The sequence below is a fragment of the Microbacterium sp. IEGM 1404 genome (assembly GCF_030056775.1).
GTDB lineage: Bacteria > Actinomycetota > Actinomycetes > Actinomycetales > Microbacteriaceae > Microbacterium.
Genome location: NZ_JASHKP010000004.1, coordinates 191212 through 212458 on the forward strand (window position 1 = coordinate 191212; position 21247 = coordinate 212458).

General features: G+C 70.8%; 18 protein-coding genes. 9 read left to right on the forward strand and 9 right to left on the reverse strand.

What is annotated here, in order from left to right:
* The first annotated feature begins 57 nt into the window (after positions 1–57).
* On the forward strand, positions 58–4014 hold the full coding sequence (locus QM517_RS15300) for an OmpL47-type beta-barrel domain-containing protein (protein ID WP_283288621.1): 3957 nt from the start codon (positions 58–60) through the stop codon (positions 4012–4014).
* Between the two features lie 42 nt (positions 4015–4056).
* On the opposite strand, the gene QM517_RS15305 is transcribed toward QM517_RS15300, so the two are convergent.
* The gene (locus QM517_RS15305) at positions 4057–5181 is read right to left on the reverse strand and encodes an AI-2E family transporter (RefSeq protein WP_283288623.1); all 1125 of its coding nucleotides are present in this window, start codon (positions 5179–5181) and stop codon (positions 4057–4059) included.
* Between the two features lie 65 nt (positions 5182–5246).
* Here QM517_RS15305 and QM517_RS15310 point away from each other — a divergent pair, with 65 nt between their 5' ends.
* The 4 genes from QM517_RS15310 to QM517_RS15325 all read left to right on the forward strand — a co-directional run bounded on the left by QM517_RS15310 (position 5247) and on the right by QM517_RS15325 (position 9201).
* Positions 5247–5567, forward strand: coding sequence for a chorismate mutase (locus QM517_RS15310; RefSeq protein WP_283288625.1), 321 nt, complete (start codon positions 5247–5249; stop codon positions 5565–5567).
* Positions 5568–5879: 312 nt separating this feature from the next.
* Positions 5880–7217, forward strand: coding sequence for a quaternary amine ABC transporter ATP-binding protein (locus QM517_RS15315; RefSeq protein WP_283288626.1), 1338 nt, complete (start codon positions 5880–5882; stop codon positions 7215–7217).
* Entirely contained in the window at positions 7217–8182 is a 966-nt protein-coding gene (locus tag QM517_RS15320) for an ABC transporter permease (RefSeq protein WP_283288628.1), read from the forward strand. The genes QM517_RS15315 and QM517_RS15320 overlap by 1 nt, the downstream gene beginning before the upstream one ends.
* 56 nt (positions 8183–8238) lie before the next feature.
* On the forward strand, positions 8239–9201 hold the full coding sequence (locus QM517_RS15325; protein WP_283288630.1) for a glycine betaine ABC transporter substrate-binding protein: 963 nt from the start codon (positions 8239–8241) through the stop codon (positions 9199–9201).
* 29 nt (positions 9202–9230) lie between these two features.
* Here QM517_RS15325 and QM517_RS15330 read toward each other — a convergent pair whose 3' ends face one another.
* A complete protein-coding gene (locus tag QM517_RS15330) occupies positions 9231–9977 on the reverse strand; it encodes a YqjF family protein (RefSeq protein ID WP_077050988.1) in 747 nt (248 codons plus the stop codon).
* A gap of 47 nt (positions 9978–10024) precedes the next feature.
* On the opposite strand from QM517_RS15330, the gene QM517_RS15335 reads away from it, so the two are divergent.
* Entirely contained in the window at positions 10025–10285 is a 261-nt protein-coding gene (locus QM517_RS15335) for a DUF3253 domain-containing protein (protein WP_283288634.1), read from the forward strand.
* Between the two features lie 10 nt (positions 10286–10295).
* Here QM517_RS15335 and QM517_RS15340 read toward each other — a convergent pair whose 3' ends face one another.
* Together QM517_RS15340 and QM517_RS15345 are read right to left on the reverse strand one after the other, a co-directional pair.
* Positions 10296–11009, reverse strand: coding sequence for a hypothetical protein (locus QM517_RS15340; RefSeq protein WP_283288636.1), 714 nt, complete (start codon positions 11007–11009; stop codon positions 10296–10298).
* Between the two features lie 9 nt (positions 11010–11018).
* Positions 11019–11936 carry a hypothetical protein gene (locus QM517_RS15345; RefSeq protein ID WP_283288638.1) on the reverse strand — a complete coding sequence of 306 codons (918 nt, stop codon included), beginning with the start codon at positions 11934–11936 and terminating at the stop codon, positions 11019–11021.
* A 147-nt stretch (positions 11937–12083) separates the two neighbouring features.
* On the opposite strand from QM517_RS15345, the gene QM517_RS15350 reads away from it, so the two are divergent.
* Positions 12084–13454, forward strand: coding sequence for a TrkH family potassium uptake protein (locus QM517_RS15350; RefSeq protein ID WP_283288640.1), 1371 nt, complete (start codon positions 12084–12086; stop codon positions 13452–13454).
* The gene (locus tag QM517_RS15355) at positions 13447–14142 is read left to right on the forward strand and encodes a potassium channel family protein (protein WP_077050984.1); all 696 of its coding nucleotides are present in this window, start codon (positions 13447–13449) and stop codon (positions 14140–14142) included. The genes QM517_RS15350 and QM517_RS15355 overlap by 8 nt, the downstream gene beginning before the upstream one ends.
* Before the next feature lie 74 nt (positions 14143–14216).
* Here the strand turns inward: QM517_RS15355 and QM517_RS15360 are convergent, their stop codons facing one another.
* The 3 genes from QM517_RS15360 to QM517_RS15370 all read right to left on the reverse strand — a co-directional run bounded on the left by QM517_RS15360 (position 14217) and on the right by QM517_RS15370 (position 17921).
* Positions 14217–14354, reverse strand: coding sequence for a hypothetical protein (locus tag QM517_RS15360; RefSeq protein ID WP_175627586.1), 138 nt, complete (start codon positions 14352–14354; stop codon positions 14217–14219).
* 38 nt (positions 14355–14392) lie between these two features.
* A complete protein-coding gene (gene purL / locus QM517_RS15365; protein ID WP_278103276.1) occupies positions 14393–16732 on the reverse strand; it encodes a phosphoribosylformylglycinamidine synthase subunit PurL in 2340 nt (779 codons plus the stop codon).
* A gap of 175 nt (positions 16733–16907) precedes the next feature.
* Positions 16908–17921 carry a hypothetical protein gene (locus tag QM517_RS15370; RefSeq protein WP_283288646.1) on the reverse strand — a complete coding sequence of 338 codons (1014 nt, stop codon included), beginning with the start codon at positions 17919–17921 and terminating at the stop codon, positions 16908–16910.
* Between the two features lie 62 nt (positions 17922–17983).
* Here QM517_RS15370 and QM517_RS15375 point away from each other — a divergent pair, with 62 nt between their 5' ends.
* Positions 17984–18562: a TetR/AcrR family transcriptional regulator gene (locus QM517_RS15375; protein WP_283288648.1), complete on the forward strand. Its 579-nt coding sequence runs from the start codon at positions 17984–17986 to the stop codon at positions 18560–18562.
* Positions 18563–18572: 10 nt separating this feature from the next.
* Here QM517_RS15375 and QM517_RS15380 read toward each other — a convergent pair whose 3' ends face one another.
* Entirely contained in the window at positions 18573–18902 is a 330-nt protein-coding gene (locus tag QM517_RS15380; RefSeq protein ID WP_283288650.1) for a low molecular weight protein tyrosine phosphatase family protein, read from the reverse strand.
* A 4-nt stretch (positions 18903–18906) separates the two neighbouring features.
* A complete protein-coding gene (locus QM517_RS15385) occupies positions 18907–21228 on the reverse strand; it encodes an FdhF/YdeP family oxidoreductase (protein WP_283288652.1) in 2322 nt (773 codons plus the stop codon).
* Positions 21229–21247: the final 19 nt, after the last annotated feature.

Sequence of the window (21247 nt, forward strand, 5' to 3'; positions counted from 1 at the left end):
CGGGGGCGTCTCGCCCCCGGCCCCTCCCGCTCGTCCCGTCGGTCGAAGGAGACCACCGTGATCCGTCCTGCCCATCGCCGCTTCTGGGCGGCCGCGACCGTCGTCGGCCTGATGGGAGGGCTGCTGGCACTGGCGCCGGCGAGCCCCGCCGCCGCGCTGCCCAATCCCCTGATCGGCGACGGCTCGGTCTACTCGGCCGACCCCGCCACTCTCGTCGCCGACGACACGCTGTACGTCTACGCCGGTCGCGACGAGGCCGATGCGACGACGAACGACTTCATCATGAACGAGTGGCAGGCGTTCTCCACGACCGACGTCGAGGGCGGCGCGTGGGAGCACCACCCGTCGCTGATGCGCCCCGAGCAGGTCTTCTCGTGGGCGACGCCGGGCCGCGCCTACGCGGGTCAGGTCGTGCAGGGCGGCGACGGCCGCTACTACTGGTACGTCCCCGTGCACGAGGCCGGCAGCAGCTCGCCCGATCCGTTCGGCATCGGCGTCGCGGTGTCCGACACCCCGCTGGGCCCGTGGAAGGACGACGCGGGCGGGCCGATCGTGTCGCAGGAGATCCTGGGCAACAACGCCCACAACATCGACCCCACCGTCTACGTCGCCGACGACGGGCGCGTCTGGATGTACTGGGGCAGTTTCGGTCGCCTGCTCGGTGTCGAGCTGGCATCCGACATGAAGACGTTGATCGGCACCCCCACCGAGTTCCGCAGCGGAGTCGACGGCTTCTTCGAGGCCGCGTGGCTGTTCGAACGGAAGGGCACCTACTACCTCGCCTACGCCGCCAACACGGCCGGGCCCGACAGCTGGTGCACCCCGGCGGTGTACCACGCGTGCATCGCCTACTCCACGGCCCCGACGCCGATGGGGCCGTGGACCTCGCAAGGCCGCGTGCTCGCGCCCGTCTCGTCGACCACGAGCCACCCCGCCATCACCGAGTACCACGACAAGTGGTACGTGGCGTATCACACGGCGGATGCCGTCGGAGGGAACCACTTCCGCCGATCGGTCGCCGTCGACGAGGTGCAGTGGGACGACTCGGTGACCCCGGCGCGCATGAAGCCCGTGGTCACCACTCCGCCCCAGGACGTCACGACGACCCCCTCGGGGAACGTCGCCCCGTGGGCCGCGGTCTCGGCGTCGAACGAGCCGGTGCCCGTGCAGTATTGGAAGGCGGCGCTGAATGACGGCATCATCCGCCCGAATCCGCTGCCACCGGACATGTGGGGCTCGTACGCCGCCGACCGACCGGCATCCCAGTGGATCCAGTACGACTGGTCGGAACCCGTGCGCCTCGACCGTTCGTCGATCCAGTTCTGGAGCGATCGCGAGCCGGGGAGCGGCGACGGGGTGTCGGCGCCGTCGTCGTGGAAGCTGCAGTACTGGGCGGACGGTCGCTGGAGCGACGTCGAGAATCCGAGCGGATACCCGACGACGACGCGCGAACTGCACGAGGTGACCTTCTCGCCCGTGACCACGACCCGGTTGCGGGCGGTCCTGAACGCCTCCGCGGGCACCGGTCCGTCGTCGGGTTACTCCGCCCTCGCGGTGGAGGAATGGACCGCAGGTGCCGTCGCACCGACGGGTGTCGAGCCGGCCGCGTCGAGCACGCTCGTCGGAGAGGCGCCGGTGCTCCCCGACACCGTCGCGCTCCTCTACGGCGACGAGCGCGTGGCCGCGCCCGTGACCTGGGATGCCGTCGACCCCGGCGCCTACGCCGCTCCCGGCACGTTCACGGTGAACGGCACCGCGCGGGGCTACGCCGCCGGTCGCGTGCAGGCCACGGTGACGGTGATCGGCGCGGACGCGTGGCGCACCAACCTCGCGAAGACAGGTACGCCGGTCGCCGACTTCACCGCCGGCTGGAACTCGCTCGCGTCGATCAACGACGGCACCATCGTCTACGAGGGCGGCGAGGGGTCGCAGGTCTGGGCCACGTGGGCCGGTGTCCGTCCGGCGAGCCGCGACGTGGGGTACACCTGGGAGGAGCCGGTCACCGTCGACGCGGTGACCGCGCACTTCTGGAGCGACGTGCCCGGAGCCTCGGGCGCCGGCAACGGCGTGGCCGTCCCTGCCGCCTGGCGCGTCGAGGCGCTCGTGGACGGGAACTGGACCGCGGTCTCGGGGGCCGGCGGCTACCCGGTCGAGGCATCGGCTCCCAGCCGCGTGTCCTTCACCCCCGTGACGACCACCGGCATCCGTGTCGTGCTCGACGCGCAGTCCGACGGCACCACGCATGCTGCCGTGGGCCTGTCCGAACTCGAGGTGCTCGGCGAGACGGTGGATGCCGCCGCCCCCGAGGTGTCGCTCGAGGCGCGGGGTCCGCAGGGCGCGGGCGGGTGGTTCGTCGGTCCCGTGACGGCGCGGGCCGAGGCGACCGACGACCGCGACCTGCGCGTCGCCATCTCGGTGGCGGTGGACGGCGCCCCGGAGGAGACCACGACCGATGTGCGCCGCGTCGACACCGTCGTCCGTCAGGACGGATCGCACACCGTCACCGCGAGGGCCACGGACGCCGCGGGCAACGTCTCGCCCGAGGCGACGGCATCCTTCCGCATCGACGCGACCGCCCCCGCGGTCACGGCGACCGTGGACGAGGGAGCCCGATCGGTCTCGGCGACGGCGACCGATGCCGTCTCGGGCCTGGCGGGTGTGGAATACGCGCTGGACGATCCGCTGCAGTGGAAGCCGTACACGGCCGCCGTCGCGGCGCCCGACCTGGAGCGGCACGTCGTCTACGTGCGCGCGACGGACGCGGCGGGCAACGTCTCGAACCCGACGGCGGTGACCGTTCCGCGGTCGCCCGACGCGCCGCTGACCGGCAACATCGCGCCGTACGCGACGCCGACGGCCTCTTCGGCGTCCGGCTGGGCGCCCGTCGGCGGGGTGAACGACGGCAGCACGACGGGGACCCCCTGGGGCACCTGGCCGCGCGTCGGTGAGCAGTGGGTCCAGCTGACCTGGGATCGCGCGGTGACGGTGGACCGGGCGAGCGTGCAGTTCGCCCGCGACGCGGCCGACGACGCGAACGCCGGTCTCATCCCGCCTCGCTCGTGGGTGCTGCAGTACCGCGACGACTCGGGCGCTTGGAAGGACGTCACGACCTCGGACGCCTACGGCCGGTCGTCGGATGCCGCGAACGAGGTGCATTTCGCCGCGGTCGAGACCACCGCCGTGCGCGCGCTGATGCAGTCGTGGGGCGCCGCCGAGAGCCAGGGGTCGGCCGGTATCGCGGAGTTCGAGGTGTGGGCGGCTGCGGACCAGCCACCGGGCGACACGACGCCGCCGGCGCTGGACTTCGAGGCGGCCTCCCCGGCCCCCGCGTCGGGCTGGTACCGCGAAGCCGTGCGCGTCGCCGCGACCGTCACCGATGACGCCGATCCGTCTCCGGCCGTGCGCGTGCGGATCGACGGCGGAGCGTGGACCCCGCTGACCGACGACTTCCAGGTCGCCGGTGACGGTACGCACCTCGTCGAGGCCGAGGCGGTCGACGCCGCCGGCAACGTGTCCTCGCGGATCGCGCGGACGGTGAAGATCGACGGGGCCGCGCCCACCGTGACGACCGTCGTGACGCACGAGGCCTCGGGGCCCGTGGTCGAGGTCGTCGCCGCGGACGAACTGTCCGGCGTCGGATCGATCGAGCGCCGCGTGGACGAGACGTGGGTCACCCTGGTCGACGCCCGGGTGGCGCTGCCCTCGGGCGGGGGAACGGTTCCGGTCGTGCTGCGGGCGACCGACGTCGCCGGCAACACGTCCGACCCGCTCACCGTGGCGGTCGACACGGGTACGACCGGGCCGGTCGACCCGTCGCCCTCGCCGACACCGACATACTCGCCGTCTCCGACCGGGGCGAGCGCGTCGGCCGACGGATCGGTGACGGCCGGGGTCACGGGTCCCGCGACCCTCGCCCGGACCGGCACCATCTGGCCCCTGTCCGCGCTCGCGCTCGCGGTCGTCCTGCTCTACGTCGGCGTGGTCGTCCGTCGCCCGCGGCGGGATCGCCGATAGGCGGTGCTGTGCGGGGCCGCGTTGTCGCGGCCCCGCATCGCACTACTTCTTGGCATCCTGACGCGGGATGATGATCTGCTTCACGATCAGCAGCAGCGAGGCCGTGACGGGGATCGCGACGAGGGCGCCGAGCAGACCCAGCAGCGTGCCGCCGACGAGTGCACCGATCACGACGAGCGACCCCGGGACCGAGATTGTCCGGCTCATGACCCGCGGCGTCAGGATGTATGCCTCGAGCTGCATGTAGACGAGGTACACGATCGCGAAGATGAGACCCGCGGTCGGGTTGACGATGAGGGTGAACACGGTGGCGGTGCCCCAGAAGAGCACCGACCCGACGAGGGGGATCAGGGTGATTCCGAACGCGAGCGCCGCGAGCAGGGCGGCGAAGGGCTGCCCGACGATCGTCAGGACGATGAAGGCGAAGACCGCGTTGATCAGCGCCAGCACGACCATGCCCGACAGGTACCCACCGACCGAGTCGGTGATCTGACCCGTCATCTCCGACACCGTCGCGCGGTTGCGGGCGGGGCTGAGGCGCACGAGCGAGTTCTTCATCGACGGCAGGGATGCCAGGAAGTACAGGCTCAGCACGAGCACGATGATCGCGCCGGAGATGCCCGTCGCGATCGTCACGCCGGCCTGCAGCAGACCGCCGCCGATCGCGGTGAGGTTCGCGGGGTTGGTGAAGAACGTCTGCACTTCCTTGAGGATGTCACCGAGGCTGTCGCCGAAGTTCGCCTCGACCCACCGCACGGCGTCGCTGTCGATGGCGTCGTTGATGAAGGTGGGGACGTCCGTGATGAACTGCGAGATCTGACGCACGACCGGGGGAATCAGGAGGAGCAGCGCGGCCGTGAGGATGATCGCGAGCCCACCGAACACGATGACGATGGCCCACGCCCGCGAAATGCCGCGACGCACCAGCCGCCGCACGAGCGGATCGAGGGCGAGGGCGATGAACAGGGCGATCGCGATGTAGATGAGGACCGTGGAGAGGTTCGCCAGCGACAGGCCGAGGAGGAGCGCGGTCAGCCCACCCAGCGTGAGGAAGAAACCCGCCGCGTAGGGCCGCGCGATCGCCGACCACACGGGGCGGTCACGCGAGGTGACCTCCCCGGCGTTGGCGCCGGCGGCGGAGGGATCGGGGTGCGACGAGCGGCTCATGGTCACACTGTAGGGCTCGCCGCGGCCGAGCGCGGGTGCGCGATAGGGTCGGGTCCGGAGGACCCATGACCGACGCCGACCCCACGACGATCCTGCAGGGCCTGCGCGGCAGCATCGACAACATCGACGCCGCGCTCATCTTCCTGCTCGCCGAGCGATTCCGCTGCACCAAGCAGGTCGGTGTGCTCAAGGCGCAGCACGGGATGCCGGCATCCGATCCTTCTCGCGAAGAGCAGCAGATCGCCCGCTTGAAGCGTCTGGCCGCCGAGGCCGACCTCGACCCGGAGTTCGCGGAGAAGTGGTTCAACTTCGTCGTGGCCGAGGTCATCCGTCACCACCGGTCGGCCGCGGGCACGTCGGCCGAGGCCACGTCGGCCGACGACTGATCCGGCTCCGCGACACGCCCGGGCGTCGTCGCGACGTCGGGGTCGCGCACCTCCTCGGCACGCGCCCGCGCGTGCCACGGTCGCCCGGAGATCGCAACCCGACCGCTGGTTTGCCAGCGGATCCATCAGCGTGAAACGGTAGATACGGCCCCCAGTGGGCCGCCCACCCGACCAGTCCGCGGTCGCCGGTGCTGGCTCGGGGGAGTCGCGCCGCGAGCGTACGGTCGGCGGCCAGGACCCGGATCCGACATCCGGCGTCGGAGCGCTCGCACCCCCGGTGAGCGCCGGACGGCTGCCACCCGGGCGTGACCGATGCGGCCACCCGAGGCCGCGCAGGTGCACACAGTGACCCCTCCGCACGCCATCGCGGCGAAGAACCTCTTCAAGGTCTTCGGCCGCTCCCCGCAGTCCGCCGTCGAGAAGCTCCGTGCCGGTGCGCGGCGCGACGACCTCGGCGACGCCGGAACCGCCGCCGTCATCGACGCGAGCTTCGACGTCGAGCCCGGCGAGATCTTCGTGATCATGGGCCTCTCCGGCTCCGGCAAATCCACCATCATCCGCATGCTCAACGGCCTGCACGACGCCACGGCCGGCACCGTCGAGGTGCAGGGCGACCCGCTCACCGGCGTGAGCCCCGCACGCCTGCGGAGCCTGCGCCGCGAGCGCATCGCGATGGTCTTCCAGCACTTCGCCCTCCTGCCGCACCGCACGGTTGCCGCGAACGTGGCGTACCCGCTCGAGATCCGTGGCGTCGGCAAGGCCGAACGTCTCGCGAAGGCGAACGAGATCCTCGCGCTCGTGGGCCTCGAGGGCTGGGGCGACAAGCTTCCCTCGGCTCTGTCCGGCGGGATGCAGCAGCGTGTGGGCATCGCCCGCGCGCTCGCCGCCGACACCGACATCCTGCTGATGGACGAGGCGTTCAGCGCTCTCGACCCGCTCATCCGCCGCGAGATGCAGGAGCAGCTCCTCGAGCTGCAGCGGACGCTGAAGAAGACGATCGTGTTCATCACGCACGACCTCAACGAGGCGATGTTCCTCGGTGACCGCATCGCCGTCATGCGCGACGGCCGCATCGTCCAGATCGGCACGCCCGAGGACATCCTCACCGATCCCGCCAACGACTACGTCGAGCAGTTCGTGCAGGACGTCGACCGCGCCCGTGTGCTCACGGCGGCGAACGTCATGGAGCGTCCCCGTCCCCGGGTGGATGCCGCCGCCGGCCCGCGCACGGCCCTGCGCCAGATGCGCGACGCGTACATGTCGGCCGTCTACGTGACCGACCGCGACCGCAAGCTCCTCGGGATCGTCACCGACCGGGATGCCGTGAAGCTCGTCCGCGCGGGCGAGAGCTCGCTCCTCGGGCGGCTCAAGCCCGTGCCGCAGAGCGTCCGCGAGGACGAGGTGCTCATGAACCTGTTCGTGCCCGCTGTCGAGTCGCCGCTGCCGTTGGCGGTCCTGGATGCCGAGGGTCGCCTCACCGGCGTCATCCCGCGCGTGACGCTGCTCGCCGCCCTCGGGCCCGGGCCCACCGCCACGGAGGAGATCACCGTGCTCCCGCAGCCCGTGCCGTCCGCCGAGATCGACGCCGTGCTGGCTGACGCGGGTGACGCGCCGGAAGCTGTGGCATCCGGAATCGAGGGGGTGCGCTGATGGACGGGTTCCGCATTCCTGTCGGCACGTGGGTCGACGCGGGCGTGGACTGGCTCCGCGACAATCTGTCGGGCCTGTTCGACGTCATCGCCGTGGTCGTCCGCTTCCTCGTCGGAGGACTCAGCGACGTACTGCTGGCCGCGCCGATCATCGTCGTGATCGTGGTCGCCGCGCTGCTGGCCTGGCTGATTCGTTCGTGGAAGCTCGCGCTCGGAACCCTCGTCGGGTTCGCGCTCATCCTCGCGATGGGGCAGTGGGTGACCGCGATGCAGACGCTCGCGCTCGTCGTCGTGGCGGCGGCCGTCGCCGTGGCGATCTCGGTGCCGCTGGGCATCTGGTCGGCGCGCAACCCGGCGGTGCGGGCGGTCATGAAGCCGGTGCTCGACTTCATGCAGACGATGCCCGCGTTCGTCTACCTGATCCCGGCGATCACGTTCTTCAGCATCGGTGTCGTCCCCGGCGTCGTCGCGACGGTCATCTTCGCGCTGCCTCCCGGCGTGCGCCTGACCGAGCTCGGCATCCGGGGTGTGGATGCCGAGACGGTCGAGGCCGGACACGCCTTCGGTGCGACGCCCGCGCAGATCCTCCGTGGCATCCAGCTCCCGCTCGCGATGCCCACGATCATGGCCGGGGTCAACCAGGTCATCATGCTCGCGCTGTCGATGGCCGTCGTGGCTGGAATGGTCGGCGCCGACGGTCTCGGCAAGGAGGTCGTGCAGTCGATCTCGACGGTCAACCTCCCCAAGGGCGTCGAGGCGGGCCTCAGCGTGGTGATCCTCGCGGTGTACCTCGACCGCCTGACCGCCGCTCTCGGCACCCGCGCCGCGAACACGTCGTCGCTCCTGGCCGCACTGGCCCGCCGCCGCGGCCCCGGCACCCCGGCGGGCCCGCAGGGCGATGCCGCAGGCGAGGCCGACCGCGAGGTCGCCTCCCCGCGCCGCGCCCCGATCACGACGGGCGCCTGACCCTTTGCGTGAGTCGCCAGGATTTGTCGCCTGCGATGCACCGGTGGCGACAAATCTTGGCGACTCACGCGAGAACGAAACGACATACGGAACCAGAAAGAGAGCATTCACATGAAGAACACGCGACACCTCACAGCAACCCTCGCCCTCGGCACCGTGCGGCCCTCGCGCTCGCCGGATGCGCGAGCGGCAACCAGGCCGAAGGCGGTGCCGGCGACGGCGGCGACAAGGGCACGATCACGCTGGGCTTCCTGCCCTCGTGGACCGACGGGCTCAGCACCGCGTACCTCCTCGAGGACCAGCTCGGCAAGCTCGGCTACACGGTGAAGATGCAGACGCTCACCGAGGCCGGTCCGCTGTACGCCGGGCTCGCGCAGGGCGACGTCGACATCTACCCGTCGGCCTGGCCCGAGCTGACCCACAAGTCGTACATGGACACCTACGGCGACGCGATCGAAGACCTCGGGTCGTACTACGACGACGCCAAGCTCACCATCGCGGTGCCGAGCTACGTCGACATCGACTCGATCGACCAGCTGCAGGCGAACGCCGCGCGCTTCGACGGCAAGATCTACGGCATCGAGCCGGGTGCGGGCCTGACCAAGCAGACGCAGGAGACGATGCTCCCCGGCTACGGCCTCGACGGCGACTACGAGCTCGTGACCTCGTCGACCGCGGCGATGCTCACCGAGCTCGACAACGCCATCGCCGCGCAGAAGGACATCGCGGTGACGCTCTGGCGTCCGTTCTGGGCCAACGACGCCTACGACGTGAAGGACCTCGCCGACCCGCAGGGCCTCATGGGCGACCCCGAGAAGCTGCACTTCCTCGGCACGGCCGGCTTCGCAGAGAAGTATCCGGATGCCGCCGAGCTCATCGCCGGCATCCAGCTCGACGACGCGCAGTACGGCTCGCTCGAAGACCTCGTCGTCAACGAGTACGGCGAGGGCCGTGAGGCCGAGGCCGTCGACGCGTGGCTCGAGCAGAACCCCGACGCGTTCTCGACGCAGCGCGACTGACCCCCGCGTCCCGAGCCCCCTCCGCCGCCTCAGGCGGAGGGGGCTTTCGCGATCCCGCGGGCGGCCGTGAAGCGGGTGCGGAAGCCCGGGTGTCCGGCGGGCATCGCGAGCACCGAGTCGGGGGTGCGTCCGCGCAGCCGCGGGAAACCGGCATCCGCGACGAGGTCGTCGTCGAGTGTCTCGAGCTCCGCCCGCACCAGCGGCCACGGCTCGTGGGAGTTGGCGGCCCAGATCGTCCGCCCCAGATGCCTCTCGTGGAAGCCCCAGCGCGCCGTGAGGAATCGCGAGAGCGGGGTGTCGACGGGGTCGGTGCCGAGGCGCGCCCGCAGCCGGGTGCCCGGATGCCGCCCGGTGTGCCGCCGCGACCGGTACTCGATGAGCGGCCCGTCGGTGCGCACCCCCGCCCGCGCCCAGCGGTACGGCAGGCCGAACAACGCGCGCGCCGCGAGCACGGGCGCGAGATGCTCGGCCTCGAGCGTGCGGAAGACGACGCCGCGGCGGCCGGCGTCGTCCACGGCGTACGTGCGGACGTTGATCTCGGTGAACGTGCCGACGAAAGGAACCGGCGGGAGCGGCAGGAAGCGGAACTCGCTCAGCACGAACGGCACGAGCCCCACCCATGCCGAGCCGTCGTGCACGTCGGGCCGGGTCCCGGCGGGGAGCATCGGCGCGATCTCGTCCGGGTCGACGCGCCAGTGCACGAAGACGGCGCGGTTCCACCGCTGTTCGATGACGGCGCGGCCGGGGAGGGTGGGAGCATGGCGTTCGACAGGCACGGGCCGATTCTCGCCCCGACGCCGTCGCGCGGAGGGACACTGGACACATGCCCCCGTCATCTGCTGCGGATCCTCGGCTCGTGGCATCCATCCGCGCCCTGCTCGCGCTGCGCGCCGAGGGGGCGACGATCTGCCCGTCCGAGGCGGCGCGCGAGGTCGGCGGCGACGACTGGCGCGACCTCATGCAGCCGGCTCGGGATGCCGCGCGCGAGCTGGTCGACGCCGGTGAGGTCGAGGTCACGCAGCGCGGCGAGGTCGTCGACGTGAGGACCGCACGCGGACCCGTCCGAATCCGGCGGGTGCGCTGACCGGACCGCGTCAGGCGGCGGGCTCGGGCGGCGTCGCGGAGGGCAGTTCGAGCGCGACCTTCTTCTCGAGGTTCTCGACGGCTTCGTCGCTCAGCCAGATGAGGCCGTCCAGCTCCTGCCGCACGCGTCGGTAGGCGACCTGCCGCTCGTTCGGGGTGGCGGCCTGGTCCACGGCGACACCGAGGAGCTGCTGCGCCGTCTCGAGGCGCTTGCGCTCGTCGGGCGTGAACGCGGCCGCCTTCACGCGCCGCGCATCGCGCTCGGCGAGCTCGAACGCGACCTCGTAGTCGGTCACGGCGTCGCGGTACTCCTTCGCCCGCTCGGGGGACGGTGTCTCGCCCGCGGCGGGGCGCAGGTTGTCCGCGACCTTCTTGGCCCGCAGGAACGCCGCCGTCAGCGGCTGCCGCCCGTCGCTCATGGCGGGGTACGCGATGAGCTTCGACACGTCGAGCTCGTAGTCGAGCCAGCGGTGCGTGACGTCATCGTGCTGCGCCTCGACCCGTGCGAGGTCGTCGCTCACGGCCGGCGCCGCGACCGCCGGGGCGGGGCGGGATGCCGCGACCTCGCCGCCCTGCATCCGGATCAGTTCCAGCTGCTCGCGGTGGCGGCGGCGGGCGGAGAGCTCGCGTTGCTTGTTCACCGTTCCGATGGCGCCCATCGTCATCCCGAACAGGGGGAAGACGAGCCACCAGTAGTGTCCGGCGAACTGCAGGAATTCGTTCACGGCGCCACGCTACGCGTTCGGGTCGTTCTTGCGGGCGCGCTTGGCCTGACGCTCGGTCCAGGACTTGGATGCCGCGCGCCCCATGTTCTCCATCGACCAGGTCAGCGCGCGCTGCGCCTGCTCCGCCCATTCCGACGTCATCCATCCCCAGGCCTCGGCGGGCTCGGCCTCCGGTCGATCGCCGCGGCCGTGGCGTGCGGCACGCTCGGCGCGCTCGAACGCGTGGTGCAGGGCCCGCACGGCGTCGCGGTAGGCGAGGAAGTCGGCGGGTTCGAGGCGGGCGGCCGTCGAGGAGGGGCGCAGCCACTGCGCGCGCTCCTGCGCCCGGAGGAACTCGGCGGTGAGCGGCGACCGCGAATCGCTCATGGCCGGGAAGTCGATCGCGAGCGCCGGGTCGGTCTCGTAGGCCATCCAGCGCTGGAGGATCGCGTCGTGCTCGGCGAACAGCCGCGCCACCGGAAGCGGGGCGCTGCCGGCGCGGATCGCGGGCAGCATCGCCTTCGCGGCCCGCACGGCCGCCCGGCGCGCGCGGATCTCCGCCGAAGCCGCGCGCAGCTCGCGCTGGGCTGCGGCGAGGCGAGCGCGCGCGGCGCCGACGACGTCGGACGAGGCACGGGATGCCGCCCGCTCGGCCTGCGCGCGCATGACCTCGGCATCCGCGATCTTCACCTCGGCACGCCCCCGCGTGACGGCGTGACGGGCGGTCTGCAGGTCGAGGAGCGTGGCATCCAGCTCCAGACGCCGGGCCGCCGACTTGCTCATGGGGCGGTTCGCCCACGCCCGCGTGGCGCGATCGGTCGTGGAGGCGCCGGCCGGGAGGGCGCGGCGTCGTGTGCCGCGCACGCCGATCCAGCCGACGGTGCCGGCTCCGGCCGCGGCGGGAGCGATCCACCACCAATCGGCCATCAGCGCGAGGAGCGGTTCCACGGTTTCATGCTACGTCTGTGTTCCGCGAAGCGCCTGAGTCGCCAGGATTTGTCGCCTCCCGCCAGCCCGAGGCGACGGTTCCTGGCGACTCACGTCTCGTGCGGCGGGAGGATTAGCCCGGCCGTCGGGGTGTGAGATCGTTACCGAGTGAGGAACCGGCGATTCGCGGCGCGGGGCGATAACCGCCCCCGGGCCCCTGTCCGGCTCACGCCCGGGCAGGCGATCACGCTCGCGTTCGGCTTCGTCCTCGCGGTGGGGACCGGGCTGCTCAGCCTTCCGATCGCGACCGAGGGGCGAGCTGCGACCTTCCTCGAAGCGCTGTTCACCGCCACCAGCGCCCTGTGCGTGACGGGGCATATCGTCGTGGACACCCCGACGTTCTGGACACCCTTCGGGCAGGTCGTCATCATGGTGCTCATTCAGATCGGCGGCTTCGGGGTCATGTCGCTCGCGACCCTCCTCGGCCTGCTCGTCGCCCGACGCCTCGGATTGCGCACGCGGTTGACCGCTGTCAGCGAGACGCACACGGTCGCGGTGGGCGACGTGCGACGCGTCCTCCTCGGCGTCGCGGCGATCACCGTGATCGTCGAGGCCGTCGTCGCGATCGTGCTCGCGGGGCGATTCGGACTCGGCTACGGCGAGCCCCTCGGACGTGCGCTGTGGCTCGGGGTCTTCCACGCCGTGTCCTCCTTCAACAACGCCGGCTTCGCGTTGTTCAGCGACAACCTGATGTCGTTCGCGACGGACCCGTGGGTATGTCTGCCCATCTGCGCCGCCATCATCCTCGGCGGTCTCGGTTTCCCGGTGATCATGGAGCTACGTCGGCGGATCCGCTTCCCTCGCCGCTGGACCCTCAATACCGTGACGGTGATCTCCGGCACGCTCGTCCTGCTCGTGGCCGGTGCGGTCGCGCTCACGGCGCTCGAGTGGTCGAACCCGGCGACCCTCGGTCCCCTGGACCCGGCCGGTCGTGTCCTCGCCGGGTTCACGATGTCGGTCATGCCGCGCACCGCCGGATTCAACTCGATCGACGTGTCGCAGATGCACGGAGCGAGTTGGTACGTGACGGACATCCTCATGTTCATCGGCGGTGGGCCGGCGGGAACGGCGGGTGGACTCAAGATCACGACTTTCGCCGTCCTGCTCTTCATCATCGTGGCCGAGCTGCGCGGTGACACCGCGGTCAACATGTTCGGCAAACGCCTCCCGCGGTCCACGCACCGCGAGGCGCTGACCGTGGCGCTCCTGTCCCTCGCTCTGGTGGTGGGCTCGACGCTGGCCATCATGGTGATGAGCCCCTTCGGTCTGGACCGCGTCCTGTTCGAAGTGATCTCGGCGTTCGGCACGGTCGGGCTGTCGACCGGCATCACCGCGGACCTCCCCGCGGCCGCCCAGCTCATCCTCATCGGCCTGATGTTCATCGGCCGACTCGGCCCCGTCCTGCTCGGGACCGCACTGGCTCTGACCCGAGAGAAACGCATGTACGAACTCCCCAAGGAGCGTCCGATCATTGGATAACGCAGCCCCCTTCTTCCGTCGTCGTCGCGCGCGCGAGAACGCCTCCGCCGTCGCGGTCATCGGTCTCGGGCGCTTCGGCGGCGCACTCGCGGTCGAGCTGGCCAGATCCGGTACCGAAGTGCTCGGCATCGACACCGATGAGGACATCGTCCAGTCCCTGAACGGCGTGCTCACGCACGTTGTGCGCGCGGACTCCACCAAGCAGGGCGCCCTGGAGCAACTGGGGGTCGTGGACTTCGATCGTGTCGTGGTGGGGATCGGCAGCGACATCCAGGCCAGCATCCTCACGACGTCCCTCCTCAAGCGGATGGGCGTGCGTTCGATCTGGGCGAAGGCGATCAGCGAGCAGCACGGGCTGATCCTCGAACAGCTCGGCATCGAGCACGTGATCTTCCCCGAGGCCGACATGGGTCGCCGCGTCGCGCACCTTGTTCGCGGGTCGATGCTCGACTATGTCGAGTTCGACACGGACCTCGTCGTCGCCAAGACCGTCGCTCCGCAGGAGATGGTCGGACTGACGCTGGAGGAGGCGGCCGTGCGTCGTCGTCACGGCGTCACGGTGGTCAAGATCAAGGGGGCTGACGGGGAGTGGCACGCCGCGGGCGGATCGTCCGTGGTCGAGGCGGGGAATCTGCTGATCGTCATCGGTCCCGTCGAGCGAACCGAGCGTTTCGCAGCCCTGCTCTGAACGCGTGAGTCGCCAGGATTCGTCGCCTGGCCGTGGCCCGCGGCGACAATTCCTGGCGTCTCACGCCACGGGTGTCAGCCGAAGATCAGCGACAGGACGGTCGCGCCGCCGCCGGTGATGACGAGGGCGCCGATCACCACCCACGCGGTGATCCTGACGCGGCGCTGCCGGCGCGCGTCGAAGCCCGCCATGTCGTCGTCGTGGTCGGTCATCGGCGACTCCTTCTCGTGGGGCGGTTACCGCGAACGGCTCAGGCGACGGGCTCGGTCACCGTCGGGCCGAAGACGCCGGGAAGCGTCTCGGTCGACAGGCGGCGCAGCTCCGACACGGGGACGGTGAAGACGTCCTGGATCTCCAGCGTCGCCTCGGCGCCCGGCTCGACGTCGGTGACGCCGATGCGGAGCACCGGGTATCCGCGTCCGTTGCACAGACCGCGGAACTTCACGTCCTCCTCGCGCGGCACGCTCACCAGCACGCGGCCGGTGGACTCGCTGAACAGGGCGGCGGTGGCATCCACCCCGTCGCGTTCCATCAGCTCGGTGAGCCAGACGCGCGCGCCGACGCCGAAGCGCATCACGCCCTCGGCGAGGGCCTGTGCGAGACCGCCGGACGAGAGGTCGTGGGCGCTGGAGACCAGCGACTGCGACCCCGCGGCCTGCAGCAGCTCGGCGAGCTTGCGCTCCTGAGCGAGGTCGACCTTGGGCGGAAGACCGCCGAGGTGGTCGTGGATGGTCCCCGCCCACTGCGAGCCGTCGAGCTCGTCGGCGGTGACGCCCAGCAGGTACAGGTTCTCGCCGGCATCCTGCCAACCGCTCGGGATGCGCGCGGCGACGTCGTCGATGATGCCCATGACGCCCACCACGGGGGTCGGGTGGATCGGCTGGTCTCCGGTCTGGTTGTAGAACGACACGTTGCCGCCGGTGACCGGGATGCCGAGTTCGAGGCATCCATCGGAGAGACCCTCGACGGCCTGGCTGAACTGCCACATGACCTCGGGGTTCTCGGGGCTGCCGAAGTTCAGGCAGTCGGTGACGGCCGTCGGCACGGCGCCGGTGACGGCGACGTTGCGGTACGCCTCGGCGAGGGCGAGCTTCGCGCCGGTGTACGGGTCGAGCTGGCAGTAGCGGCCGTTGCAGTCGGTGGCGATCGCGAAGCCGAGGCCCGTCTCCTCGTCGACGCGGATCATTCCGGCGTCGTCGGGGAAGCTCAGCGCGGTGTTGCCGAGCACGTAGTAGTCGTACTGGTTCGTGATCCACGAGGTGTCGGCGAGGTTGGGGCTCGCGACGAGGGTCGTGAACTGCGCGCGGAGGGTGTCGGCATCCGTCGCCCGGGGGAGCTTCGCGGCGGAGTCGGCCTGCAGCGCGTCGATCCACGTCGGGTAGGCGACCGGGCGCTCGTACACGGGACCGTCGACCGCGACGGTGGAGGGGTCGACGTCGACGATGCGCTCGCCGTACCAGTCGATGATGAGGCGGCCGTCGCCGGTGACCTCGCCGAGCACGCTCGTCTCGACGTCCCACTTGCCGACGACCTCGAGGAACGCGTCGAGCTTCTCGGGAGCCACGATCGCCATCATGCGCTCCTGGCTCTCGCTCATGAGGATCTCTTCCGGCGTGAGCGATGGGTCGCGCAGCAGCACCTTCGACAGCTCGACCTTCATGCCGCTGTTGCCGTTGGCGGCCAGCTCGCTCGTGGCGCACGAGATGCCCGCGGCCCCGAGGTCTTGAATGGCTTCGACGAGGTCGTCGCGGTAGAGCTCGAGGCAGCACTCGATGAGCACCTTCTCGGCGAACGGGTCGCCGACCTGGACCGCGGGACGCTTGGTGGGTCCGCCGTCGGCGAAGGTGTCGGATGCCAGGATGCTCGCGCCGCCGATCCCGTCGCCGCCCGTGCGGGCACCGAACAGCACGACCTTGTTGCCCGCACCGGAGGCGTTGGCGAGCTTGAGGTCTTCGTGGCGGAGGACGCCGACCGCGAGGGCGTTGACGAGCGGGTTGCCCTGGTAGACGGAGTCGAACACCGTCTCGCCGCCGATGTTCGGCAGGCCCAGGCAGTTGCCGTAGAAGGAGATGCCGCTGGTGACGCCGTGGACGACGCGCGGGGTGTCGGGGTGGTCGATCGCGCCGAAGCGGAGCTGGTCCATGACCGCGACCGGACGCGCGCCCATCGAGATGATGTCGCGGACGATGCCGCCGACGCCGGTAGCCGCGCCCTGGAAGGGCTCGATGTAGCTCGGGTGGTTGTGCGACTCGACCTTGAAGGTGACCGCCCAGCCGTCGCCCACGTCGACGACGCCGGCGTTCTGGCCCATGCCCACCATGAGGCGGGTCTTCATCTCGTCGCTGACCTTCTGGCCGAACTGGCGCAGGTAGATCTTGCTCGACTTGTAGGAGCAGTGCTCGCTCCACATGACGGAGTACATCGCCAGCTCACCGCTGGTGGGGCGACGGCCGAGGATCTCGCGGATCTTCGCGTACTCGTCGTCCTTGAGTCCGAGGGCGCCGTACGGCTGGTCCTTCTCGGGAGTCGCGATCGCGTTCTCGACGGTGTCAGCGAGAGCTGTACGGGCGGCGGGGTTCGGGGTGGTCACGCGGCTGAGCTCCAAGAATCGCAGGGGCCGGACGGGGACAGTCTAGTTGGGCGGTCGGTACGGGCCGCCGTGGCTCCGGGATCCGTACAATCTCAGCCGGTTCGGGGGGATCCGGGCCGAGGCTGCGCGAATCGCCGAGGTCGCGTGGAGGCGGCGTGGCGCGGCATCCGCCCGGTCACTCTGCGACGTGGACGACCTCGCGGTTGCGCCAGTGGCCGATCGCGCTGAGCATGACGCCGACGAGCGCCCACGCCGACAGCACGAGCCAGGGCTGGGTCGTGTCTGCTGCCGGAAAGTAGCTGAGGTCGCGGATGAGGGTCGCCGAGGCCCCGGGCACGAAGAACTGGCCGACGCCGCCCCACGGTGCCGCGAGGAACTGGACCGGCATGCTCGCCGCCGACAGGGGATTGCCGATGAGCATCGTCGTCACGGCGCCGACCGCGATGCCCGGAGGGCCGATCAGCGCGTTCAGGCCCACGATGAACGACGCGGTCCCGAGCATGGCGAGAGTGACCCCGGCCGCGAGGGGGAGCGCGTCGCCGGGCAGGATGCCGAACCAGGTGTGCGCGATGAGGGTGACGGCGGTTCCGGCCACGACCGCGTAGACGACCAGGGCGGTGATCCGTCGGGCCACCCCCGTCACCAGGAGCGAGATCAGGATGCCGCCGACCAGGCCGCCCAGGACGAGGGGGAAGCCGATCGCGACGATGCCCGCACCGTTCGGGTCGGCGTCGACGAGGGGCACGACGTCGGTGACGGTGACCGTGACGGCCAGGGGGTTCTGCCCCACCGCGGCCAGCTGCGCGGACACCTGCGCCTGCAGGCCCTGCGCCACTCCCCGGAGCGCCGTCGCCACGGCCGGGCCGGCCGCCGTCGCGACGACGACCTCGGGTTGCGTGCCCGTCACGATCGCGCCGTAGACCTCCCGTCGCTGGATCGCGTCGATCGCGGCATCCCGGCTGTCGTAGGTCGTCGGTGCGAACACGCCGTCGGCGTTCTCCGCGAGGCCGTTCTCGACCTGGGTGACGGATGCCGCATCGCCGACGACGGCGAGCGGGATGTTCTTCGCGGATGCCGTGGCCACCGGCCACAGGAAGGCCAACACGATCAGCGTGACGGCGATCGCGGCGCCGACGGCGATGGCGAGAGAGCGGGCCCAGTGCGTGGGCGGATCGACGCGGGCGGACATGGCGGCCTCCAAAGAGAATGAGCGTTCTGGGTGTGACTATACAGAACGGGTACTCTGTTTGCATGCCGAGACTCACGGAAGCGTCCTCGCAGGCCCGCCGCGACGAAATCGTGAGCGCCGCCATCCGTGTCATGGAGCGGAAAGGACTCGCCCGGACGGCCATCGCCGACATCTCGGCGGAGTCCGGATTGTCGACCGGGTCGATCTACTCGCACTTCGAGAGCAAGGCGCAGATCGCCCTCTACGCCGCCAACGCCGTGATCGGGGCGCGCGAAGCGCACATCGCGGCTGCAGGCGGGGAGCCGCGCTCGCCGTGGGAGCTCGTGGCAGGCTTCCTCCGCGGGTTCGACGACGACGGCACCCCCGCCTCAGTCGTCCTGCAGATGTGGGCCGAAGCCGCGGTCGACCCCGAGATGAAGCAGCTGATCACCCACATCGTGGGGCGCATCCGGCGCGCCTACGAGGAGGCCCTCGGTCCGTGGGTGGCCGAGCACCCCGGCACGGATGCCACGGACCTCAGCCTCCACATGGTCGCGCTCGCGCAGGGGTACATCGTGCAGCGCGCGTTCGGCGTGAAGACGACGTTCGAGGAGTACTCCGTCGGTCTGCGCGCGGTGCTCGGTGGTGACTCCGCGGTGTGAGAGCGCGCCGTCACGGCAGGTGCCGCGGCACCACCCGTCTCAGGCGCTCGACGAGGTCGGCATCCATGAATCCGTAGTCGTCCGGGATGCCGAGCACCACCACGCGCGTGTCGCGCAGCTGCGGCGCGAACCGGCGCGACAGCTCGCGCTTGTGCGTCGGCTCCATGACGAGGATGAGGTCGGCCCACGCGATGTCCTCGGGTGTCGCGACCTCCTCGGCGTCGGGCTTCAGACCGACCGAGGCGACCTCGATCCCCGGCCAGTCGCGGAAGACCGCCTCCGCCGTCGGACTGCGGAGGCGGTTGCGCGAGCACACGAACAGAACGTGCAGCGGCGGCATCCGGTCAGGCGGTCCTGGCCACCCGCACGCGCAGGCTCTTCATCAGCGGCTGGTCGCTCTGACGGCTGTAATCGTCGGGGCCGAGCAGCACGTTCATCTCGGGGAAGTACCCGGCGGCGCTGCCGCGCGGGGTGTCGTACTCCAGCGCCCGGAACGCCGTGATGCTGCGGACCGACCCGTCGCGCGAGGTGGCGACGATGTCGACGAGGTCGCCCTCGGCGATGCCGCGGTCGCGCATGTCTCTGCGGTTCATGAAGATGAGCTCGCGGATGTTGCGGACACCGCGGTAGCGGTCGTCGGCCGAGTAGATCGTGGTGTTCCACTGGTCGTGCGAGCGCATGGTCTGGAGCACCAGCACGTCGGAGTCGGCGGGGATGACGTCGGGCAGCTCGGCGGTGGAGAACTCGGCCTTGCCCGAGGGGGTGCGGAAGTCGCGTTCGCGCGCCGGCTGCGGGATGCGGAAGCCCCAGTGCTGGCGGACGAGCTCGTTGAAGCCCTCGAACCCGGGCAGCACCTTCGCCATGGTGTCGCGGATGCGGTCGTAGTCGCCGACGTACCACTCCCACGGCGTCTTCGAGGCGGGCATCGCGGCGCGGGCCAGGCGCGCGATGATCGCCGGCTCGCTGAGCAGGTGCGGCGAGGCGGGCTTGCGCGACCCGAGCGAGAGCATGACGGAGCTCATGGCATCCTCGGTCGAGATCGACTGCGGACCCGACTCCTGCTCGTCGCGCTCGGTGCGGCCGAGGCACGGGAGGATCAACGCGGCCTTGCCGTGCGTGAGGTGGCTGCGGTTGAGCTTCGTGCTGACGTGCACCGTGAGTTCGCAGCGGCTCATGCCCTCGGCCGTGAGCTTGGTGTCGGGAGCGGCCCGCACGAAGTTGCCGCCCATGCCGACGAACACTCTGAGGTCGCCGCGGTGGAGGGCCGCGACCGTGTGGACGGTGTCGAGTCCGGGATCGCGGGGCGACCGGATGCCGCACACCTCGTCGAGCTTCGCGAGCCACTCCTCCGTCGGCTTGTGGTTGATCCCGCACGTGCGGTTGCCCTGCACGTTGCTGTGGCCGCGCACGGGCGAGGGTCCGGTGCCGAGGCGGCCGACGTTGCCGCGGAGCAGCAGGAGGTTGACGATCTCGCGGACCGTGTCGACGCCGTGCTCGTGCTGGCTGACGCCGAGGCACCAGCTGATCACAGTGCGCTCCGACGCGAGGTAGATGTCGGCGGCAGCGCGGATCTCGGTCTCGGTCAGGCCCGCCTGCGTGACGAGGGCATCCCACGGCGTCGCCTCGACGAGCGCACGGTACGCCTCGTAGTCGTGCGTGTAGCCGTCGATGAACGCGTGGTCGAGCACCGACGGGTCGCGCTCGGCCGCCTCGAACACGACCTTGGCCATGCCGCGGATGAGGGCCAGGTCGCCGCCCGGACGCACCTGCAGGTTGAGCGTGCTCGTGGGGTGGTCGTGGAACGTGGCCATGTCGACGATCTCGTGCGGCACGATCGTGCGGGTCGCCGCGACCTCGCGGAGCGGATTCACGTGCACGACCTGCGCTCCGCGCTCGACCGCCTCGGCGAGGCTCGTGAGCATGCGCGGGGCGTTCGAGGCCGCGTTGACGCCGAGGACGAACAGCGCGTCGCAGTTCTGCCAGTCCTCGAGGTCAGCGGTGCCCTTGCCGGTGGCGAGGGAAGCCGTGAGCCCGCGGCCCGAGCCCTCGTGGCACATGTTCGAGCAGTCGGGGAGGTTGTTCGTGCCCAGCTCGCGCGCGAACAGCTGGTAGAGGAACGACGCCTCGTTGCTCAGGCGCCCCGAGGTGTAGAAGGCGGCCTGGTCGGGGCTGTCGAGACCCTGCAGGTGCTGGGCGATCAGGCGGAACGCGTCGTTCCACGAGATCGGCACGTAGTGGTCGGTCGCGGCGTTGTACGCCATCGGACCGACGAGGCGACCGGCATCCTCGAGCGCGAAGTCCGTCCACTGCGACAGCTCGGTCACGGAGTGCTCGGCGAAGAACTCCTTGCCGACGCGCTTGTGGGTCATCTCCCACGTGACGTGCTTGATGCCGTTCTCGCAGATGTCGAGGGCGACGCCCTTGTCGTCGGGCCACGCGCACCCGGGGCAGTCGAAACCGCTCTTCGGGTGGTTCATCGTGAACATGGCCTTGGTGCCGGCGATCGGCTGGCGCTGCTCGAGCAGGACCTTCCCGACCGTGAGCGCCGCACCCCAGCCGGCGGCCGGGTGCTCGTACTCGCCGGTGCTCTCCCAGTCGCCCGTGACCGCGGGGCCGAGGCCGCCCTGACGCGGTGCGTCCTTCATCAGCCCGAACGCGTCACCCATGTTCACCCTCCGATGGTTT

What these genes read in the sequence shown, in the direction of transcription:
- QM517_RS15385 (WP_283288652.1), bottom strand. Translation starts at nt 21,228, where the DNA reads ATGGGTGACGCGTTCGGGCTGATGAAGGACGCACCGCGTCAGGGCGGC.
- QM517_RS15380 (WP_283288650.1), bottom strand. Translation starts at nt 18,902, where the DNA reads ATGCCGCCGCTGCACGTTCTGTTCGTGTGCTCGCGCAACCGCCTCCGC.
- QM517_RS15310 (WP_283288625.1), top strand. Translation starts at nt 5,247, where the DNA reads ATGACCGACGCCGACCCCACGACGATCCTGCAGGGCCTGCGCGGCAGC.
- QM517_RS15360 (WP_175627586.1), bottom strand. Translation starts at nt 14,354, where the DNA reads ATGACCGACCACGACGACGACATGGCGGGCTTCGACGCGCGCCGGCAG.
- QM517_RS15315 (WP_283288626.1), top strand. Translation starts at nt 5,880, where the DNA reads ATGCGGCCACCCGAGGCCGCGCAGGTGCACACAGTGACCCCTCCGCAC.
- QM517_RS15305 (WP_283288623.1), bottom strand. Translation starts at nt 5,181, where the DNA reads ATGAGCCGCTCGTCGCACCCCGATCCCTCCGCCGCCGGCGCCAACGCC.
- QM517_RS15335 (WP_283288634.1), top strand. Translation starts at nt 10,025, where the DNA reads ATGCCCCCGTCATCTGCTGCGGATCCTCGGCTCGTGGCATCCATCCGC.
- QM517_RS15320 (WP_283288628.1), top strand. Translation starts at nt 7,217, where the DNA reads ATGGACGGGTTCCGCATTCCTGTCGGCACGTGGGTCGACGCGGGCGTG.
- QM517_RS15370 (WP_283288646.1), bottom strand. Translation starts at nt 17,921, where the DNA reads ATGTCCGCCCGCGTCGATCCGCCCACGCACTGGGCCCGCTCTCTCGCC.
- QM517_RS15375 (WP_283288648.1), top strand. Translation starts at nt 17,984, where the DNA reads ATGCCGAGACTCACGGAAGCGTCCTCGCAGGCCCGCCGCGACGAAATC.